Consider the following 16,634-nt stretch of genomic DNA (forward strand, 5'->3'; position numbering starts at 1 on the left):
TCAAGATCAAAAGCAAGAGCACAGCGGCCTCCCGGCCGGCTTGAGTGTCAACAGCTAAAGCGGGCACGGTCAAATGTGGGAGCGGGCTTGCTCGCGAAGGTCGTTAACGATGACGCGGGCATCCTGAATGAACGCGGCGCTCTCAGGTTCTTCGCGAGCAAGCCCGCTCCCACAGAAAAGCAGCTCTGCTTTCGCCCTGGATCTTGCCTCTGTTTTTAACACTCAAGCCGGCCGGTAGGCCGCTGTGCTTTTGCTTTTGACCTTGATCTGACTGCCCCAATGAGCCCGAGGCCGAACGCAGGCAGTGCGAAGCGGGCCGCTGTAAGAGCGGAACCATAAGCGGCCGTTACCGAAATAACGGATATGCCCCCACCTCAAATCCACCCCAACCAACTCCAATACGTAGCCGCAAACACCAACATCAACCCATATCCAATCAACGTCACCAAAATCCCGACCTTGGCAAACTGCCGCGCGGTAAACGTGCCGGTCCCCAAACACACCATATTCTGCGGCGCATTGATGGGCAGGATAAACCCGTAGCTCATTACAAACCCCAGGAGCATCGTCATCCCCAGCCGACTGAACTCCCCGGGCAACGTCTGCAACACCGCAATCAAAATCGGCAACAACGCCGAGGTCAACGCCGTGGCACTGGCAAACCCCAAATGAATCACGATCAAAAACACCCCCAGAATCGCAAACACCCCCAGCGGCCCCACCTGGTCCAACCCGGTATGCGCCACCACCTGCGACCCCAGCCACTGCCCCGCCTGGGTGGTCAGCAACGCCGTACCCAGGCTGATGCCAACCCCAAACACAATCACCGTGCCCCACGGAATCCGCGACTGCACATCCTTCCAGGTCATCACCCCAATCCCCGGCATCAGCAAGAACACCAGCCCGGCATACGTCGTCGAGGTCGTATCAAAGCTGTGCAACCGCCCCTCAGTCGCCCACGCCAGCAACAGCAGCACCGACACCGTCAGCAAGCGCTTCTGCGGCCCCGTCATCGGCCCGATGTCCACCAGCGATTGCGCCACCGCCTCCTTGCCTCCGGGAATGCTGTCACTCTCCGGCGGCAGCAGCTTCAACACCAAAAACAACAACACCGCCGACATGATCAGCGCCCACGGCGCCCCAGCGATCAACCAGTCGATCCACGACACCCGCTGCCCCAGCATCTTGTCCATAAAGCCAACCGTCAGCAGGTTCTGCGCCGCCGCCGTCTGGATACCGACGTTCCAGATGCTCGTACCCTGGGCCACGACGATCATGATCCCGGCCGCAATATTCGAACGCTTGTCCACGCCAAACGCGGCAATCACCCCCATCATGATCGGCACCACACACGCACTGCGGGCCGTGGCGCTGGGCACCACCAGGCTCAAGAGGATGGTCACGGCAACTGCCCCGACGAGAATGCCCCGGGTGCTGGTACCCACCCGGGTCAGGGTGACCAACGCGATGCGCCGGTCCAGCCCGGTATGGGTCATGGCTGCGGCGATAAACAGCGCGCCGGCCACCAGCGCCAGCGCCGGGTTGGAAAACCCCGTCAACGCCATGCTGATGGCCGGGCTGGAACCGATCAGGTGCGTCGGCTCTTGCAGCGACGGCGCAGTGCCGAGCAAAAACGCCATCAGCGAGGTGATCATGATCGCGCTGGCCTCGTAGGAGACCGCTTCGGTGATCCATACCACCACCGCAAACGCGAGGATCGCCAGCATCCGGTGCCCGGCCACCGGCAAGTCGGCCGGCAGCGGCAACAGCAGCACGCCGACCATCACCAGTACGCCGACCACCAGGCCCAGGGGCAACTTGAATGAAGCAGCAGTTGTTGCGGGGGCACTCATGGGGTTCTCCGTCGGCCGTGAAGTCTGGCCCACAGCATGAGGCAAAGCGTCACGCCCGGTGTTGACGGGTATCAAGTGGCTAGGCCAATAACTGGGTCAACACCGCTCGCAACTTGCCGGGCTTGACCGGCTTGTTCAGCAATGGCACGTCCAGGCGCTGCAATGCACGGCGGCATTGGTCGGTGCGGTCGGCGGTGATAATCACTGCCGGAATCCTGCAGCCAAAATGCTCGCGCAACTGGTGCACGACCTCACAGCCCACCACGCCATGGTCCAGGTGATAGTCCGCGAGAATCAGCTCCGGTGCCCTGCCCTGCAACGCAACCAGTGCGCCGGCCTGATCGGTCGCAGTGACCACTTCGCAGCCCCACTGCCCAAGCAGCGCGCTCATGCTGTCGAGGATGCCGACTTCGTTATCCAGCACCAGCAGCCGCCTCCCCGGCAGCGGGTTGCCGGTGCTCGGTTGCGCGGCCACCACACTGATGGGCAGCGGCATGTCCTCGCTGATGGGGACTTCGATGCTGAACATCGAACCGCGCCCCGGCCACGAACGCACCGCCACCGGATAACCGAGGACCTCGGCGATACGCTCGACAATCGCCAACCCCAGTCCCACGCCCTTGCGGTCGGCGGCGCGGCCCACGTCCAGTTGATTGAACTCCAGGAAGATGGCGTCCAGGCGGTCCGCCGCAATTCCGCGCCCGGTGTCCCACACCTCCAGGCGCAACCGCTCACCCCGGCGGCGGGCGCCCAGCAGGATGGAGCCCGCGCTCGTGTAGCGGCAGGCGTTGCTGAGGAAATTGCGCAGGATCCGCGTCACCAGCCGCAGGTCGGTGTTGATTGCGTAATGGCCTGTACGCGCCCGCAGGTTCAGCCCGGACGCCGCGGCCACCGACTGGAATTCCGAGACCAGCGGTGCGAACAGTTCGTCGAGACGGTACAGGGCGATGTCCGGCTTGACCGCCGCTTGATCGAGTCGGGAAATGTCCAGCAAGTCGGTGAGCAAATCCTCGGCGCCTTCCAGGGCCTGATGGGTGCGCTCCACCAACACGTGTTCGACGCTGGGCAAGTTGCGCTCGCGCAGGGTGGAAATCAGCAAGCGTGCGGCGTTGAGGGGTTGCAGCAGGTCATGACTGGCGGCGGCAAGGTATTTGTCCTTGCTGCGGTTGGCGGCCTGGGCGGCATCCCGAGCATCGCGCAAGTCCTGCTCGATCTTCTCGCGCTGGGCGATTTGCTGTTGCAGGTTGCGGTTGGCTTCCAGCAACTCGTCGGTACGCGCCGCGACCCGCTGTTCCAATTCGTCGTTGAGGCGGATGTAGCGATTGCGCTCGGCTTCCAGCTCGTCGAGGCGCGCGGTCAGTTCGGGGTAATGACTCTTGCGCGCCGAGTGGTTGCCCAGCCCCAGCAGACCCGCGAGTGCCCGTTGCTGATCGTCAGAGAGCTTCGCCATAGACGACCTCGACGTCACGCTGGCTGGACTCACGCGGGTTGGTAAGGATGCACGGGTCGTGCATGGCGTGCTGCGACAGAAAGGGAATGTCCGCCACTCGAATCCCATGCAGGCCGAGGGTTTCATGGAAGCCGATCGCATGCTTCAACGCGATCAAATGGTCCACCAGCCGGCCGCAGATTTGCCGGTGATTGAGGCCCCGGCAATCAATGCCGAAGGTCTCGGCAATCACCTTGAAACGCTCCGGTGCCGCGCTGTAGTTGAACGCCACCACATGTTCCACCAGCACCGCGTTGCACAGGCCATGGGGCAGGTCGAGAAAGCCGCCAAGGCTGTGGGACATGGCATGCACCGCGCCGAGGATCGCGTTGGAAAACGCCAGCCCGGCCTGCATGCTGCCCAGCATGATTTTCTCCCGCAGGGCGATGTCGCCGGGGTTGGCGATCATCTGCACCAGGTTGCCATTGATCAGGCGCATGGCTTCCAGCGCGTGGGGATCGGTCAGCGGGCCGTGGCCGGTGGACACGAAGGCCTCGATGGCATGCACCAGCGCATCGATGCCGGTACAGGCCGAGAGAAACGGGTCCATGCTCGCCGTGGTTTCCGGGTCGATCAGTGAAACATCGGGCACCACCGACTTGCTGACGATGGAGAACTTCATGCGCTCCTGCTGGTTGGAAATGATCACGAACTGCGAGACATCCGCCGAGGAGCCCGCGGTAGTCGGGATCAGGATCAGCGGCGGGCTCGGCACGCGGATGGTGTCGACGCCTTCGAAGTCGAGGATGCTGCAGCCATGGGCGACCACGATGCCGATGGCCTTGCCGCAGTCCATCGGGCTGCCGCCACCGACGGCGACGATCACGTCGCAATGGTTTTCACGGTAGACCTCGGCGCCGAGCATCACCTCTTCAACCCGGGGGTTGGGCGAAACGGCGGTGTACAGGCAGTAGTCGATGCCGATGGCTTGCAGGCTGGCCTCGACATCGGCCACCCAGCCGACAGCAACCACGCCGGGATCACTCACCACCAACACCTTGCGCGCGCCAAAGGTCTTGGCGTAGTTGCCTACGTTGTGCCGGCAGCCGGCGCCAAAGATGATTTCAGGGGAAACGAATTTACGCAGGAGACTCAGGTTTGGGCTCATTGGTAAGCCTGTTTTTATTATTCTGGAAGATGCGCCCCACACTAACCCATCCGACACTGATTGCAATCAGACCAATGGGGGGCGCTGAAACCGCGACGTACGGCACGATCTACTACTTTGGTACTGATTCCCCTCTCTATCGTCGCATTCCCAAGGCATCGAGACTGGCATGTAATGGGCGCATGACCCTATGGATCGGACCTGCTTGAATAAGCAAAAATAATAAGGCGAACGTCCATGTACAAAATTCTGATAGCCGACGATCACCCACTGTTTCGCGAGGCGATCCACAACGTCATCAGCGACGGGTTCCCGGGCAGCGAAGTGATGGAAACCGGCGACCTGGACAGCGCCCTGGCCCTGAGCCAGGAGCACGACGACCTGGATCTGATCCTGCTGGACCTGAACATGCCGGGCATGCACGGCCTCAATGGCCTGATCAACCTGCGCAACGAGTCGCCGACGATTCCGGTGGTGATCGTGTCTGCCGAGCAGGACAAGCAGGTCGTGCTGCAAGCCATCACCTATGGCGCGGTGGGGTTTATCACCAAGTCCTCGCCCAGGCTGCAGATGACCGAGGCAATCCAACAGATTCTCAACGGCAATGTGTATTTGCCGCCGGAGATTATTCGCAGCCAGAAAATCAGCGGGCAACGGCGCATGAATGATTGCCTGGGGCTTGCGCCGGAGCTGCTGCAGGCCCTGACCCGCAAGCAATTGCTGGTGCTGGAGCGGATGACCAAGGGTGACTCGAACAAGCAGATCGCCTATAGCCTGGAGATTGCCGAGACCACGGTGAAGGCCCATGTCTCGGCAATCCTGCGCAAGTTGAACGTGCACAATCGGGTGCAGGCGATTCTCAGCGCCGGGGACATCGACTTTGGTGCCTACCTGCGGCGCTGATACCCGTAGGGGCGGGATGCTGACCGCATTTCAAGGCACCTGCATGAGGGCCCGAAACAGCATGCCCGCCGCCACCAGCACACACAGGGTGGCAAAACCCACCTGCAAGGTGCGCGCCTTGATCACCGAGCACAGGCGCCGCCCCGCCAACATGCCGACAATGCTCGACCCGATAAACACCCAGCCCATCGGCTCGATACTGACCCCGGCATGAAACGCGCCGATCACACCGATCAACGAGATCAGGCTGATCACCATCAGCGAGGTGGCGACGATGCCGCGCATCTGCACATCGGTCAGTTGCTTGAACGCCGGTACGATCAGGAAGCCGCCGCCCACGCCGAGCAAGCCCGACACCGCACCGGTCACTGCGCCGAGTGCTGCCAGGGTGGCGGTGCATTTGGCGGTCCAGGAAAAGCGCCCGGTCTGTTGGTCGAGCATGCAGTTCTTCTGGCCCCACGACGCGGTGCCGTGGTCGCTCGGCCCGGCCTCAAGCTTCTCCCGTTGCAGCATGCGCCAGGCCACCAGCACCATCAGCGCACTGAACAGGCCCATCAGGACTTTCTCCGACATCTGGTGGGCGAAGAACACCCCCAGCGGCGAAAACAGCGCGCCAAGCAGCGCAATCAGCAGCGCCGCGCGGTAACGCACCAGGCCATGGCGCAAACCGTCGACAGCCCCCACGGCAGCGGCCGCGCCCACCGCGAACAACGACACGGGCGCGGCCTGGGTCATGGTCAACCCCAGCCCCAATACCAGGGCCGGGACACCAAGAATGCCGCCTCCGGCACCGGTCAGGCCCATGACCAACCCCATCAACACGCCCAGAAAACTTGCCAGCAGCATAGGGTTGCCTCAATCCACCTTGGCCAGACGGGTCAGCCACTCGCGGCCCTTGAGCATGCCGTTCCAGTAGAACCACGGCAGGAAACTCGCCTTGAGGAACCACGCCGAACGCCGCGCCACAGTCGGGTCGAGGGGAAAGGTCGGCAGCAACTTGCCGCCATAGCCAAACTCGGCCAGCACCACCTTGCCCTTCTCCACGGTCAGCGGGCAGGAGCCATAGCCGTCGTACTTGAGGGGCAACGGTGCCTGTCTACGCAGGGCCAGCAGGTTTTCCGCCACCACCACGATTTGCTTGCGCACCGCCGCGGCGGTCTTGGCGTTGGTGGTGGAACACACATCGCCCAGGCCGAAGATGTGCGGGTAGCGCAGGTGTTGCAGGCTCTGGGGATTCACTTCGCACCAGCCGGCGGCATCGGCCAGGGGGCTGTGGCGAATGAAGTCCGGCGAGACCTGTGGCGGGACGACGTGCAGCAGGTCGAAGGTTTTCTCTTCGACGCGCACATTGCCTTCGGCGTCCTTGATTTCGAACCAGGCCTTGCGCGCGGGGCCGTCGACCTTGACCAGGTTGGAGTTGAATGCCAGTTGCGCCGAGTACTTTTCAACGTACTTCATCAGCGGCGGCACGAAGGTCGGCACGCCGAACAAGGCGGCACCAGCCAGGTTGAATTCGACCTTGATGTTTTTCAGGTCACCCTGGCGGAGCCAGTGATCGCACGACAGGTACATGGCTTTTTGCGGAGCGCCGGCACATTTGATCGGCATGGCCGGTTGGGTAAAGATCGCCTTGCCATGCTTGAGTTGCTGCACCAGTTGCCAGGTGTAGGCGGCGTGTTCATAGCTGTAGTTGGACGTTACGCCATGCCGGCCGAGGGTCTCTTGCAGGCCTTCGATCTTCTCCCAGGCCAGGCGCAGGCCCGGGCACACGATGAGGTTCTTCCAACTGACGCGCTGGCCGCTGTCGAGCACGAGGGTTTGCTCGTCGGGCAGTAATTCGCTGACCGCGGCCTGGATCCAGGTGACGCCGTTGGGCAGCACGTCGGCCATGGGGCGCACGGTCCTGGTAACGTCATAAGCCCCACCGCCCACCAGGGTCCAGGCCGGCTGGTAGTAGTGGTGGTCGTTGGGCTCGATCAGGATGATGTTCAGGTGCGGGTCGCGCTTGAGCAGGCTGGCCAGCAGGCCGATGCCTGCCGAGCCGCCACCGATGACAACGATATCGCCACTGATGGTAGGTCCCCAGTGTTGGTCGTTCATGGTCTATGGCCTTTTTCAGTTAATGCACGCAAGGGTCGTTGCCGTATGGCACCACGCCCTAGCTGTTTGCCACCACGATGCCATCCTTTGCCTCGGGTCCTTTAATTCACTTAAGCTCACAAGGTTATGTGGAAACCTAACTGAATGTAAGTCGCCATTAGCTATCTGGGAAACCCGTCATGTCAGCGTTGATTCAATCCTTTCTGGACGAGGCGTCGTCGACCTACACCTACGTCGTCTATGAAACGGACGGTGGCCCATGCGCCATCGTTGATTCGGTGCTCAACTACGACCCGGCCTCCGGACGCACCGGCACCGGCCAGGCGGACAAGGTGATCGCGTTTGTGCGCGAGCATGGCTTGCAGGTGCAGTGGTTGCTGGAAACCCACGCCCATGCGGATCATCTGTCGGCTGCGCCTTATTTGCGTCGCCAGCTGGGGGGCAAGATCGCGATTGGCCAGTCCATCAGCAAGGTGCAGGGAGTGTTCAAGAACCTGTTCAACCTGGAGCCGGAGTTTCGGGTGGATGGGTCGCAGTTCGACCATCTGTTTGCGCCGGATGAGGTGTTTCACATCGGCAACCTGAAGGCCCAGGCGCTGCATGTGCCGGGGCATACGCCGGCGGATATGGCTTACCTGATTGATGACCAGTTGATTCTGGTGGGCGACACGCTGTTCATGCCGGACGTGGGCACGGCGCGCTGCGATTTCCCTGGTGGGGATGCGCGCCAGCTGTATGGGTCGATGCGCAAGTTGTTGGCCTTCGCGCCTGAAACCCGCCTTTATGTGTGCCATGACTATCCGCCCGAAGGACGCGCAGCCAAGTGCCTGACCACTGTGGCTGAACAGCGGGCGGGGAATATTCATGTGCATGACGGGGTGGATGAGGCGGCGTTTGTCGAGATGCGCACCACGCGGGATGCCGGGTTGGGCATGCCCACGCTGTTGTTGCCGGCGATTCAGGTGAATGTGCGGGCCGGGGTGATGCCGCCGGCGGAAGGAAATGGGGTGGTTTATTTGAAGATTCCCCTCAACCAGCTTTGAAATGCACTACAAAATGTGGGAGCGGGCTTGCTCGCGAATGCGGTGTATCAGTCTATATTTTCGGTGACTGACACTCCCCATTCGCGAGCAAGCCCGCTCCCACATTTTTTTTGTGTCGTTCGTTAGCCGAGGTTGATGCCGTTAGCCGGTAGCGGCAGCGCGGTTTTGTAGCGCACTTGCTTGAGGGCAAAGCTGGAGCGGATGTTGGCGACACCCGGGACTTTGGTCAGGAAGTCCATCATGAAACGCTCCAGGGACTGGATGGTGGGCACCAGCACCCGAATCAGATAATCGGGGTCGCCGGCCATCAGGTAGCACTCCATCACTTCGGGGCGATCCGAAATCGCCCCTTCGAATTGCTGCAATGCCAATTCGTTCTGCTTTTCCAGGCTGACGTGGATGAACACATTGACGTGCAGCCCCAGCAGGTCGGCGTCCAGCAGCGTCACCTGGTCGCGAATCAGCCCCAGTTCTTCCATGGCCTTGACCCGGTTGAAACACGGCGTGGGCGACAGGTTGACCGAACGGGCCAGGTCGGCGTTGGTGATGCGAGCGTTCTCCTGAAGGGCGTTCAGAATGCCGATATCGATACGGTCCAGTTTGCGCATGAGACAAAACCACCTGTTTATTATGTTTATGCAGTTTTTTTATCCCCAAATGATCTCCAACGCAATGAAACAGAGATAAATATTCTCCTGAGCCGAGCCTATGATTGTTGTAGGACAAGATTTCTTCTACCCGAAGAAGGACTGTCAGCTACCGCGCCCACTACAAGAAATTCACAAGATAGAGCGTAGAAAGCCATGACTCAGCAGTACGAACCACTGCGCCTGCACGTTCCCGAACCCTCGGGCCGCCCAGGCTGCAAGACCGACTTTACCTACCTGCGCCTGACTGACGCTGGCCTGGTGCGCAAACCCCCAATCGACGTAGAACCCGCCGACACCGCCGACCTGGCCAAGGGCCTGATTCGCGTGCTCGACGATCAAGGCCAGGCCCTCGGCCCATGGGCTGAAGCCGTGCCGGTGGAGATTCTGCGCAAGGGCATGCGCGCCATGCTCAAGACGCGGATCTTCGACAACCGCATGGTGGTCGCCCAGCGTCAGAAGAAGATGTCGTTCTACATGCAAAGCCTCGGCGAAGAAGCCATCGGCAGCGCCCAGGCCCTGGCCTTGAACATCGACGACATGTGCTTCCCCACCTATCGCCAGCAAAGCATCCTGATGGCCCGGGAAGTGCCGCTGGTAGACCTGATCTGCCAGCTGCTGTCCAACGAGCGCGACCCGCTCAAGGGCCGCCAGTTGCCGATCATGTACTCGGTAAAAGATGCCGGCTTCTTCACGATTTCCGGCAACCTCGCCACCCAATTCGTACAAGGCGTGGGCTGGGGCATGGCCTCGGCCATCAAGGGCGATACCAAGATTGCCTCGGCCTGGATCGGCGACGGCGCCACCGCTGAATCCGACTTCCACACCGCCCTCACCTTCGCCCACGTGTACCGGGCACCCGTGATTCTTAACGTAGTGAATAACCAGTGGGCGATCTCCACCTTCCAGGCCATTGCTGGCGGTGAAGCCACGACCTTTGCCGGACGCGGCGTGGGTTGCGGCATCGCCTCCCTGCGGGTGGACGGCAACGATTTTGTCGCGGTGTACGCCGCCTCCGCCTGGGCCGCCGAACGCGCCCGCCGCAACCTGGGCCCGACCCTGATCGAGTGGGTGACCTACCGCGCAGGCCCGCACTCCACTTCCGATGACCCGTCCAAATACCGTCCCGCCGACGACTGGAGCCACTTCCCGCTGGGCGACCCGATTGCCCGCCTCAAGCAGCACCTGATCAAGATTGGTCAGTGGTCCGAAGAGGAACACGCGGCGGTCAGTGCCGAACTTGAAGCCGAAGTGCTCAAGGCCCAGAAAGAAGCCGAACAGTACGGCACCCTGGCCGGTGGCCAGATTCCAAGCGCCGCGACCATGTTCGAAGACGTTTATAAAGAGATGCCGGAGCACTTGAAGCGCCAGCGTCAAGAGTTGGGGATCTGACATGAACGATCACAACAACAATATCGAGCTGGAAACCGCCATGACCACCACGACCATGACCATGATCCAGGCCTTGCGCTCGGCCATGGATGTGATGCTTGAGCGAGACGACAATGTGGTGGTGTTCGGCCAGGACGTCGGTTACTTCGGCGGCGTGTTCCGCTGCACCGAAGGCCTGCAGAACAAGTACGGCACCTCGCGGGTGTTCGACGCACCGATCTCCGAAAGCGGGATCGTCGGCGTGGCGGTCGGCATGGGCGCCTATGGCCTGCGGCCGGTGGCCGAGATTCAGTTCGCCGACTACGTGTACCCCGCCACCGACCAGATCATTTCCGAAGCGGCCCGCCTGCGTTACCGCTCGGCCGGCCAGTTCACGGCACCGCTGACCATGCGCATGCCCTGCGGCGGCGGCATCTACGGCGGCCAGACCCACAGCCAGAGTATTGAAGCGGTGTTCACCCAGGTCTGCGGCCTGCGCACGGTGATGCCGTCCAACCCGTACGACGCCAAGGGCCTGCTGATCGCCTCCATCGAAAACGATGACCCGGTGATCTTCCTCGAACCCAAGCGCCTGTATAACGGCCCGTTCGACGGCCACCACGACCGCCCGGTAACCCCGTGGTCGAAACACCCGCAAGCGCAGGTGCCGGACGGTTACTACACCGTGCCGCTGGATGTGGCCGCCATCGCCCGCCCGGGCAAGGACGTGACGATCCTCACCTACGGCACCACGGTGTATGTGTCGCAAGTCGCCGCCGAAGAAACCGGCATCGACGCCGAAGTCATCGACCTGCGCAGCCTGTGGCCGCTGGACCTGGAAACCATCGTCAATTCCGTGAAGAAAACCCGTCGCTGCGTGATCGTTCACGAAGCCACCCGTACCTGCGGGTTCGGCGCCGAGCTGGTGGCGCTGGTGCAGGAGCATTGCTTCCACTACCTGGAAGCGCCGATCGAGCGCGTCACCGGTTGGGACACCCCCTACCCCCACGCGCAAGAGTGGGCGTATTTCCCTGGCCCGACCCGAGTGGGCGCGGCTTTGCATCGGGTTATGGAGGTCTGAATGGGCACGCACGTTATCAAGATGCCGGACATTGGCGAAGGCATCGCAGAAGTTGAATTGTCGGTATGGCACGTCAAGGTCGGCGACCTGGTGGTAGAAGACCAGGTGCTGGCGGACGTGATGACCGACAAGGCCATGGTGGACATTCCGTCGCCGGTGCACGGCAAGGTGATTTCCCTCGGCGGCGAGCCGGGGGAAGTCATGGCGGTGGGCAGTGTTTTGATCAGTATCGAAGTGGAAGGCGCGGGCAATACCAGGGAGTCGGCGTTGTCGGCGGTGGTTGAAGAGGTCGCGCCGGCACCGGCTCCTGCACCGAAAGTCGAAGCCAGGGCCGCGCCGGTGGTTGAACCCAAGCCGGCAGCCAAACCTGCGGTGGCGGCTGCGCAAGCGCCCGTGGCCCGCGAGGCCGATGACCGCCCGCTGGCCTCCCCGGCCGTGCGCAAACATGCGCTGGATGCTGGCATCCAGCTACGACTGGTCCAGGGCTCCGGCCCGGCCGGCCGGATTCTGCATGAAGATCTGGACGCTTACTTGCTCCAGGGTCCGGCGAAAAATTCCGGGGCCTCCAACCCGTACGCCGAACGCAACGACGAGCAGCAAATCCCGGTGATCGGCATGCGCCGCAAGATCGCCCAGCGCATGCAGGACGCCACCCGGCGCGCCGCGCATTTCAGCTATGTGGAAGAGATCGACGTCACGGCCCTCGATGAGTTGCGCGTGCACCTCAACGAGAAACACGGCGCTACCCGCGGCAAGCTGACCCTGCTGCCGTTCCTGGTGCGGGCCATGGTCGTCGCATTGCGCGACTATCCGCAGATCAACGCGCGTTATGACGACGAAGCCCAGGTCATCACCCGCCTCGGCGCGGTGCATGTGGGTGTCGCCACCCAGAGCGATGTCGGCCTGATGGTGCCGGTGGTGCGTCACGCCGAAGCCCGCGACCTGTGGGGCACGGCGCAAGAAATCAATCGCTTGGCGAATGCGGCGCGCAATGGCAAGGCCAGTCGCGATGAGCTGTCGGGCTCGAGCATCACCCTGACCAGCCTCGGTGCGTTGGGCGGGATTGTCAGCACCCCGGTGCTGAACCTGCCGGAAGTGGCCATCGTCGGGGTCAACCGCATTGTCGAGCGGCCGATGGTGATCAAGGGCCAGATTGTGATCCGCAAGATGATGAACCTCTCCAGCTCCTTCGATCACCGGGTGGTCGATGGCATGGACGCGGCGCAATTCATCCAGGCCATCCGTGGCCTGCTCGAACAACCCGCCAGCCTGTTCCTGGAGTAACCCATGTCTCAAACATTGCACACCACGCTGCTGATCATCGGCGGCGGGCCTGGCGGTTACGTGGCAGCGATTCGCGCCGGCCAGCTGGGCATCCCGACCATCCTGGTGGAAGGCCAATCGCTGGGCGGCACCTGCCTGAACATCGGCTGCATTCCGTCCAAGGCGCTGATCCATGTCGCCGAACAGTTCCAGCAAACCGTGCACCACAGCCAGGGTTCGCCGTTGGGTATCGAAGTCGATGTGCCGACCCTGGACATCGGCAAAAGCGTTGAATGGAAAGACGGCATCGTCGACCGCCTGACCACCGGCGTAGCCGCGCTGCTGAAAAAACACAAGGTCCAGGTCATTCAGGGCTGGGCCAAGGTCGTGGACGGCAAGACCGTCGATGTCGGCGACCAGCGCATCCAGTGTGAACACCTGTTGCTGGCCACCGGCTCGAAAAGTGTCAACCTGCCGATGCTGCCGATTGGCGGGCCGATCATCTCCTCCACCGAAGCCCTGGCGCCGAAACGCATCCCGAAACGCTTGATCGTGGTGGGCGGCGGCTACATTGGCCTGGAATTGGGGACTGCCTATCGCAAGCTCGGTGCCGAGGTCAGCGTGGTTGAGGCCCAGGACCGGATTTTGCCGGCCTACGACGCCGAACTGACCCAACCGGTGGCCGAATCCCTGAAGCAACTGGGGGTGAAGGTGTTCCTCAAACACAGCGTCACCGGTTTTGAGCACAACACCCTGCAAGTGCGCGACCCCAGCGGCGAGACGCTGTCGCTGGAAACCGACCAGGTGCTGGTTGCCGTTGGTCGCAAACCCAACACCCAGGGCTGGAACCTCGAAGCCTTGAACCTGGACATGAACGGTTCGGCGATCAAGATCGACAGCCGCTGCCAGACCAGCATGCGCAATGTGTGGGCCATCGGCGACCTCAGCGGTGAACCGATGCTCGCCCACCGGGCCATGGCCCAGGGCGAAATGGTCGCCGAACTGATCAGCGGTAAATCCCGCGAATTCAACCCGGCCGCGATCCCGGCGGTGTGCTTCACCGACCCGGAACTGGTAGTGGTCGGCAAGACCCCGGACGAAGCCAGGGCGGCCGGGCTGGACTGCATCGTGTCGAGCTTCCCGTTCGCCGCCAATGGCCGGGCCATGACCCTGGAGTCGAAAACCGGCTTCGTGCGGGTAGTGGCGCGCCGCGACAATCACCTGATCGTCGGCTGGCAGGCGGTAGGCGTTGGCGTCTCGGAACTGTCCACGGCCTTCGGCCTGAGCCTGGAAATGGGTTCACGCCTGGAAGACGTGGCGGGCACCATCCACGCCCACCCGACCCTCGGCGAAGCGGTACAGGAAGCAGCCCTGCGGGCTCTGGGGCATGCATTGCATCTATAAAATGGCGAAGTTCAAATGTGGGAGCGGGCTTGCTCGCGAAAGCGGTGGATCAGCGCCGAATGCATCGAATGACACGCCGCATTCGCGAGCAAGCCCGCTCCCACACAAGCCAAGAATGAAGTATTGTTGCGCCCATCCAGAAATAAACCATAAGCCTGCCTTCGACCAGGCGGTTGACAAAAGATAGAGGGTGTCATGGGTAACGAAAGCATCAATTGGGACAAGCTGGGTTTTGACTACATCAAGACCGACAAGCGTTTCCTCCAGACCTGGAAAGACGGCGAGTGGCAAAAAGGCACCCTGACCGACGACAACGTGCTGCACATCAGCGAGGGCTCCACCGCCCTGCACTACGGCCAGCAATGCTTTGAAGGCCTCAAGGCCTACCGCTGCAAGGACGGTTCGATCAACCTGTTCCGCCCCGACCAGAATGCCGCGCGCATGCAGCGCAGCTGTGGCCGCCTGCTGATGCCACAAGTGCCGACCGACGCCTTCATCGAAGCCTGCAAGGAAGTGGTCCGCGCCAACGAGCGGTTCATCCCGCCGTACGGCACCGGCGGCGCGCTGTACCTGCGCCCGTTCGTGATCGGCACCGGTGACAACATCGGCGTGCGCACCGCGCCGGAATTCATCTTCTCGATCTTCTGCATCCCGGTCGGCGCCTACTTCAAGGGCGGCCTGACCCCGCACAACTTCCTGATCTCCGGCTACGACCGTGCGGCTCCCAACGGCACCGGCGCAGCCAAGGTCGGTGGCAACTACGCCGCCAGCCTGATGCCCGGTTCCCTGGCGAAAAAAGCCAACTTCGCCGACTGCATCTACCTCGACCCGGCCACCCACTCGAAGATCGAAGAAGTCGGCTCGGCCAACTTCTTCGGGATCACCCACGACAACAAGTTCGTCACCCCGAACTCGCCGTCGGTGTTGCCAGGCATCACCCGCCTGTCGCTGATCGAGCTGGCAAAATCGCGCCTGGGCCTGGAAGTGGTTGAAGGCGACGTGCTGATCGACAAGCTGTCGGACTTCAAGGAAGCCGGCGCCTGCGGCACCGCCGCCGTGATCACCCCGATCGGCGGCATCGAGTACAAAGACAAGCTGCACGTGTTCTACAGCGAAAAAGAAGTCGGCCCGGTCACCCAGAAGCTCTACAAAGAGCTGACTGGCGTACAGTCCGGCGACGTCGAAGCGCCTGAGGGCTGGATCGTCAAGGTCTAAGCAACACTGCAAAACCAAACTGTGGGAGCGGGCTTGCTCGCGAAAGCGGAGTGTCAGTCGACAGATTTATTGGCTGATCCACCGCATTCGCGAGCAAGCCCGCTCCCACATTTGGTTTCCAGCGTTTGGAAAACCGGGCTTCAGGCCTTATCCATCGGGATGTTTTCCAGGATCTTCTTGCCCATGCTGATCCGCGGCTCCGCGCCATAACCCAGCGCCTCATAAAACCCCATCACCGCGTCATTGCCACTGGTGATCTGCAGGTTGATCTTCATGCAACCCAGCGCCGTCAACGCCTGCTCCGCATGCCGCACCAACGAGGCGCCCAGGCCCTGGCGGCGATAGTCGTTGTGCACCGCCACTGAATACAACCAGCCACGATGCCCGTCGTAGCCGGCGAGGATAGTGCCGATCACCGCCTTCTTGTCGGTGGCCACGAAGAACAACCCATCGTTGACCGCCAGCTTCTTGTCGATCGCCAGGCTCGGCAGGTTATGCGCCGCGTCATAACCAAACGCCGCCTGCCACAACGCCACCACCTGCGCCCGATGGGCCCGATCGCGATAGACGCCGATGGGATGGCGGGATGACAACGCCTTCTCCATCACCAGCGTGCGTTCATTGCCATGGTAGACATCGCGCACCGTGTGGAAACCCAGCTTGGTGTAGAACGGCTCGGCCGTCAGCGAAGACGGCACATGCAACAAGGTCACCCCGGCTTCCCGGGCGCGCAGCTCGATTTCAATCATCAGCAAGCGCCCGATGCCCTGCCCTTGCAGCGCCGGATTGACGAAGACCGAGCGCACCACATTGGCGTCAAGTGCCGCCGTGGCAACGATCACCTCATCCTGAACAGCCACCAGCACCGTTCGACGCGCGAGCAACGCCACGACAGCCTCGGGAGTAAAGTTGCTCGCCACCCGCGCAATCACATCCGCCGGATAATCCCGGGCGTTGCTGTCATGCAGGGCCGCCAGGATGACCTGGCTGATGCCCTCGGCATCGGTAGTTTGGGCGAGACGAACTTCAGTGGGCATGGTTTCTCCATCCAGACAAAAAACCTCAGGCAACACAATACCAATGTGGGAGCGGGCTTGCTCGCGAAGGCGGTGTATCAGCCACCGAATTTATTAACTGACCCACCGCTTTCGCGAGCA

14 protein-coding genes are annotated in these 16,634 nt (G+C 62.0%); 7 read left to right on the plus strand and 7 right to left on the minus strand.

Annotation, left to right across the window (positions count from 1 at the left end; translation table 11 throughout):
• Positions 1-374 precede the first annotated feature (374 nt).
• From C0058_RS21810 to ercA, 3 genes are all read right to left on the minus strand, one after another.
• Positions 375-1,853 carry a DASS family sodium-coupled anion symporter gene (locus tag C0058_RS21810; protein WP_102369552.1) on the minus strand — a complete coding sequence of 493 codons (1,479 nt, stop codon included), beginning with the start codon at positions 1,851-1,853 and terminating at the stop codon, positions 375-377.
• 79 nt (positions 1,854-1,932) lie between these two features.
• Entirely contained in the window at positions 1,933-3,303 is a 1,371-nt protein-coding gene (locus tag C0058_RS21815) for a hybrid sensor histidine kinase/response regulator (RefSeq protein ID WP_003207799.1), read from the minus strand.
• Positions 3,287-4,450, minus strand: a complete 1,164-nt coding sequence (gene ercA / locus C0058_RS21820) for an alcohol dehydrogenase-like regulatory protein ErcA (RefSeq protein ID WP_102369553.1) — start codon at positions 4,448-4,450, stop codon at positions 3,287-3,289. The genes C0058_RS21815 and ercA overlap by 17 nt, the downstream gene beginning before the upstream one ends.
• A 237-nt stretch (positions 4,451-4,687) precedes the next feature.
• Here ercA and C0058_RS21825 point away from each other — a divergent pair, with 237 nt between their 5' ends.
• A complete protein-coding gene (locus C0058_RS21825; protein WP_102369554.1) occupies positions 4,688-5,353 on the plus strand; it encodes a response regulator transcription factor in 666 nt (221 codons plus the stop codon).
• Positions 5,354-5,383: 30 nt separating this feature from the next.
• On the opposite strand, the gene C0058_RS21830 is transcribed toward C0058_RS21825, so the two are convergent.
• Both C0058_RS21830 and C0058_RS21835 read right to left on the minus strand, forming a co-directional pair.
• Positions 5,384-6,199 carry a sulfite exporter TauE/SafE family protein gene (locus C0058_RS21830; RefSeq protein ID WP_102369555.1) on the minus strand — a complete coding sequence of 272 codons (816 nt, stop codon included), beginning with the start codon at positions 6,197-6,199 and terminating at the stop codon, positions 5,384-5,386.
• Between the two features lie 9 nt (positions 6,200-6,208).
• A complete protein-coding gene (locus tag C0058_RS21835) occupies positions 6,209-7,453 on the minus strand; it encodes an FAD/NAD(P)-binding oxidoreductase (RefSeq protein WP_102369556.1) in 1,245 nt (414 codons plus the stop codon).
• Between the two features lie 179 nt (positions 7,454-7,632).
• Between C0058_RS21835 and C0058_RS21840 the strand changes: the two genes are divergently transcribed.
• On the plus strand, positions 7,633-8,496 hold the full coding sequence (locus C0058_RS21840; RefSeq protein WP_003207791.1) for an MBL fold metallo-hydrolase: 864 nt from the start codon (positions 7,633-7,635) through the stop codon (positions 8,494-8,496).
• Between the two features lie 122 nt (positions 8,497-8,618).
• On the opposite strand, the gene bkdR is transcribed toward C0058_RS21840, so the two are convergent.
• Entirely contained in the window at positions 8,619-9,104 is a 486-nt protein-coding gene (gene bkdR, locus C0058_RS21845) for a Bkd operon transcriptional regulator BkdR (protein ID WP_003212855.1), read from the minus strand.
• Between the two features lie 195 nt (positions 9,105-9,299).
• Between bkdR and C0058_RS21850 the strand changes: the two genes are divergently transcribed.
• The 5 genes from C0058_RS21850 (at position 9,300) to C0058_RS21870 (ending at position 15,477) form a co-directional block, all read left to right on the plus strand.
• Positions 9,300-10,535, plus strand: a complete 1,236-nt coding sequence (locus C0058_RS21850; RefSeq protein ID WP_102369557.1) for a 3-methyl-2-oxobutanoate dehydrogenase (2-methylpropanoyl-transferring) subunit alpha — start codon at positions 9,300-9,302, stop codon at positions 10,533-10,535.
• A 1-nt stretch (position 10,536) separates the two neighbouring features.
• Positions 10,537-11,595 (plus strand): alpha-ketoacid dehydrogenase subunit beta, encoded by a 1,059-nt coding sequence (locus tag C0058_RS21855; RefSeq protein ID WP_003212859.1) that lies wholly within the window; start codon positions 10,537-10,539, stop codon positions 11,593-11,595.
• Positions 11,596-12,879 (plus strand): dihydrolipoamide acetyltransferase family protein, encoded by a 1,284-nt coding sequence (locus tag C0058_RS21860; RefSeq protein ID WP_102369558.1) that lies wholly within the window; start codon positions 11,596-11,598, stop codon positions 12,877-12,879. It abuts the gene before it with no gap.
• Between the two features lie 3 nt (positions 12,880-12,882).
• Positions 12,883-14,262 carry a dihydrolipoyl dehydrogenase gene (gene lpdA, locus C0058_RS21865; RefSeq protein WP_087694490.1) on the plus strand — a complete coding sequence of 460 codons (1,380 nt, stop codon included), beginning with the start codon at positions 12,883-12,885 and terminating at the stop codon, positions 14,260-14,262.
• Positions 14,263-14,457: 195 nt separating this feature from the next.
• A complete protein-coding gene (locus C0058_RS21870) occupies positions 14,458-15,477 on the plus strand; it encodes a branched-chain amino acid aminotransferase (protein ID WP_003212864.1) in 1,020 nt (339 codons plus the stop codon).
• Between the two features lie 140 nt (positions 15,478-15,617).
• Here C0058_RS21870 and C0058_RS21875 read toward each other — a convergent pair whose 3' ends face one another.
• Positions 15,618-16,514, minus strand: a complete 897-nt coding sequence (locus tag C0058_RS21875; protein WP_003212866.1) for a GNAT family acetyltransferase — start codon at positions 16,512-16,514, stop codon at positions 15,618-15,620.
• Positions 16,515-16,634: the final 120 nt, after the last annotated feature.

It is taken from the genome of Pseudomonas sp. NC02 (genome assembly GCF_002874965.1).
In the GTDB taxonomy this organism is placed as follows: Bacteria; Pseudomonadota; Gammaproteobacteria; order Pseudomonadales; family Pseudomonadaceae; genus Aquipseudomonas.

Bases quoted from the DNA above. Each gene is read 5' to 3' on its own strand.
- ercA (WP_102369553.1), bottom strand. From the start codon at position 4,450: ATGAGCCCAAACCTGAGTCTCCTGCGTAAATTCGTTTCCCCTGAAATC.
- C0058_RS21860 (WP_102369558.1), top strand. From the start codon at position 11,596: ATGGGCACGCACGTTATCAAGATGCCGGACATTGGCGAAGGCATCGCA.
- C0058_RS21825 (WP_102369554.1), top strand. From the start codon at position 4,688: ATGTACAAAATTCTGATAGCCGACGATCACCCACTGTTTCGCGAGGCG.
- C0058_RS21835 (WP_102369556.1), bottom strand. From the start codon at position 7,453: ATGAACGACCAACACTGGGGACCTACCATCAGTGGCGATATCGTTGTC.
- C0058_RS21810 (WP_102369552.1), bottom strand. From the start codon at position 1,853: ATGAGTGCCCCCGCAACAACTGCTGCTTCATTCAAGTTGCCCCTGGGC.
- C0058_RS21830 (WP_102369555.1), bottom strand. From the start codon at position 6,199: ATGCTGCTGGCAAGTTTTCTGGGCGTGTTGATGGGGTTGGTCATGGGC.
- C0058_RS21875 (WP_003212866.1), bottom strand. From the start codon at position 16,514: ATGCCCACTGAAGTTCGTCTCGCCCAAACTACCGATGCCGAGGGCATC.
- C0058_RS21855 (WP_003212859.1), top strand. From the start codon at position 10,537: ATGAACGATCACAACAACAATATCGAGCTGGAAACCGCCATGACCACC.
- C0058_RS21870 (WP_003212864.1), top strand. From the start codon at position 14,458: ATGGGTAACGAAAGCATCAATTGGGACAAGCTGGGTTTTGACTACATC.
- C0058_RS21815 (WP_003207799.1), bottom strand. From the start codon at position 3,303: ATGGCGAAGCTCTCTGACGATCAGCAACGGGCACTCGCGGGTCTGCTG.
- lpdA (WP_087694490.1), top strand. From the start codon at position 12,883: ATGTCTCAAACATTGCACACCACGCTGCTGATCATCGGCGGCGGGCCT.
- C0058_RS21840 (WP_003207791.1), top strand. From the start codon at position 7,633: ATGTCAGCGTTGATTCAATCCTTTCTGGACGAGGCGTCGTCGACCTAC.
- C0058_RS21850 (WP_102369557.1), top strand. From the start codon at position 9,300: ATGACTCAGCAGTACGAACCACTGCGCCTGCACGTTCCCGAACCCTCG.
- bkdR (WP_003212855.1), bottom strand. From the start codon at position 9,104: ATGCGCAAACTGGACCGTATCGATATCGGCATTCTGAACGCCCTTCAG.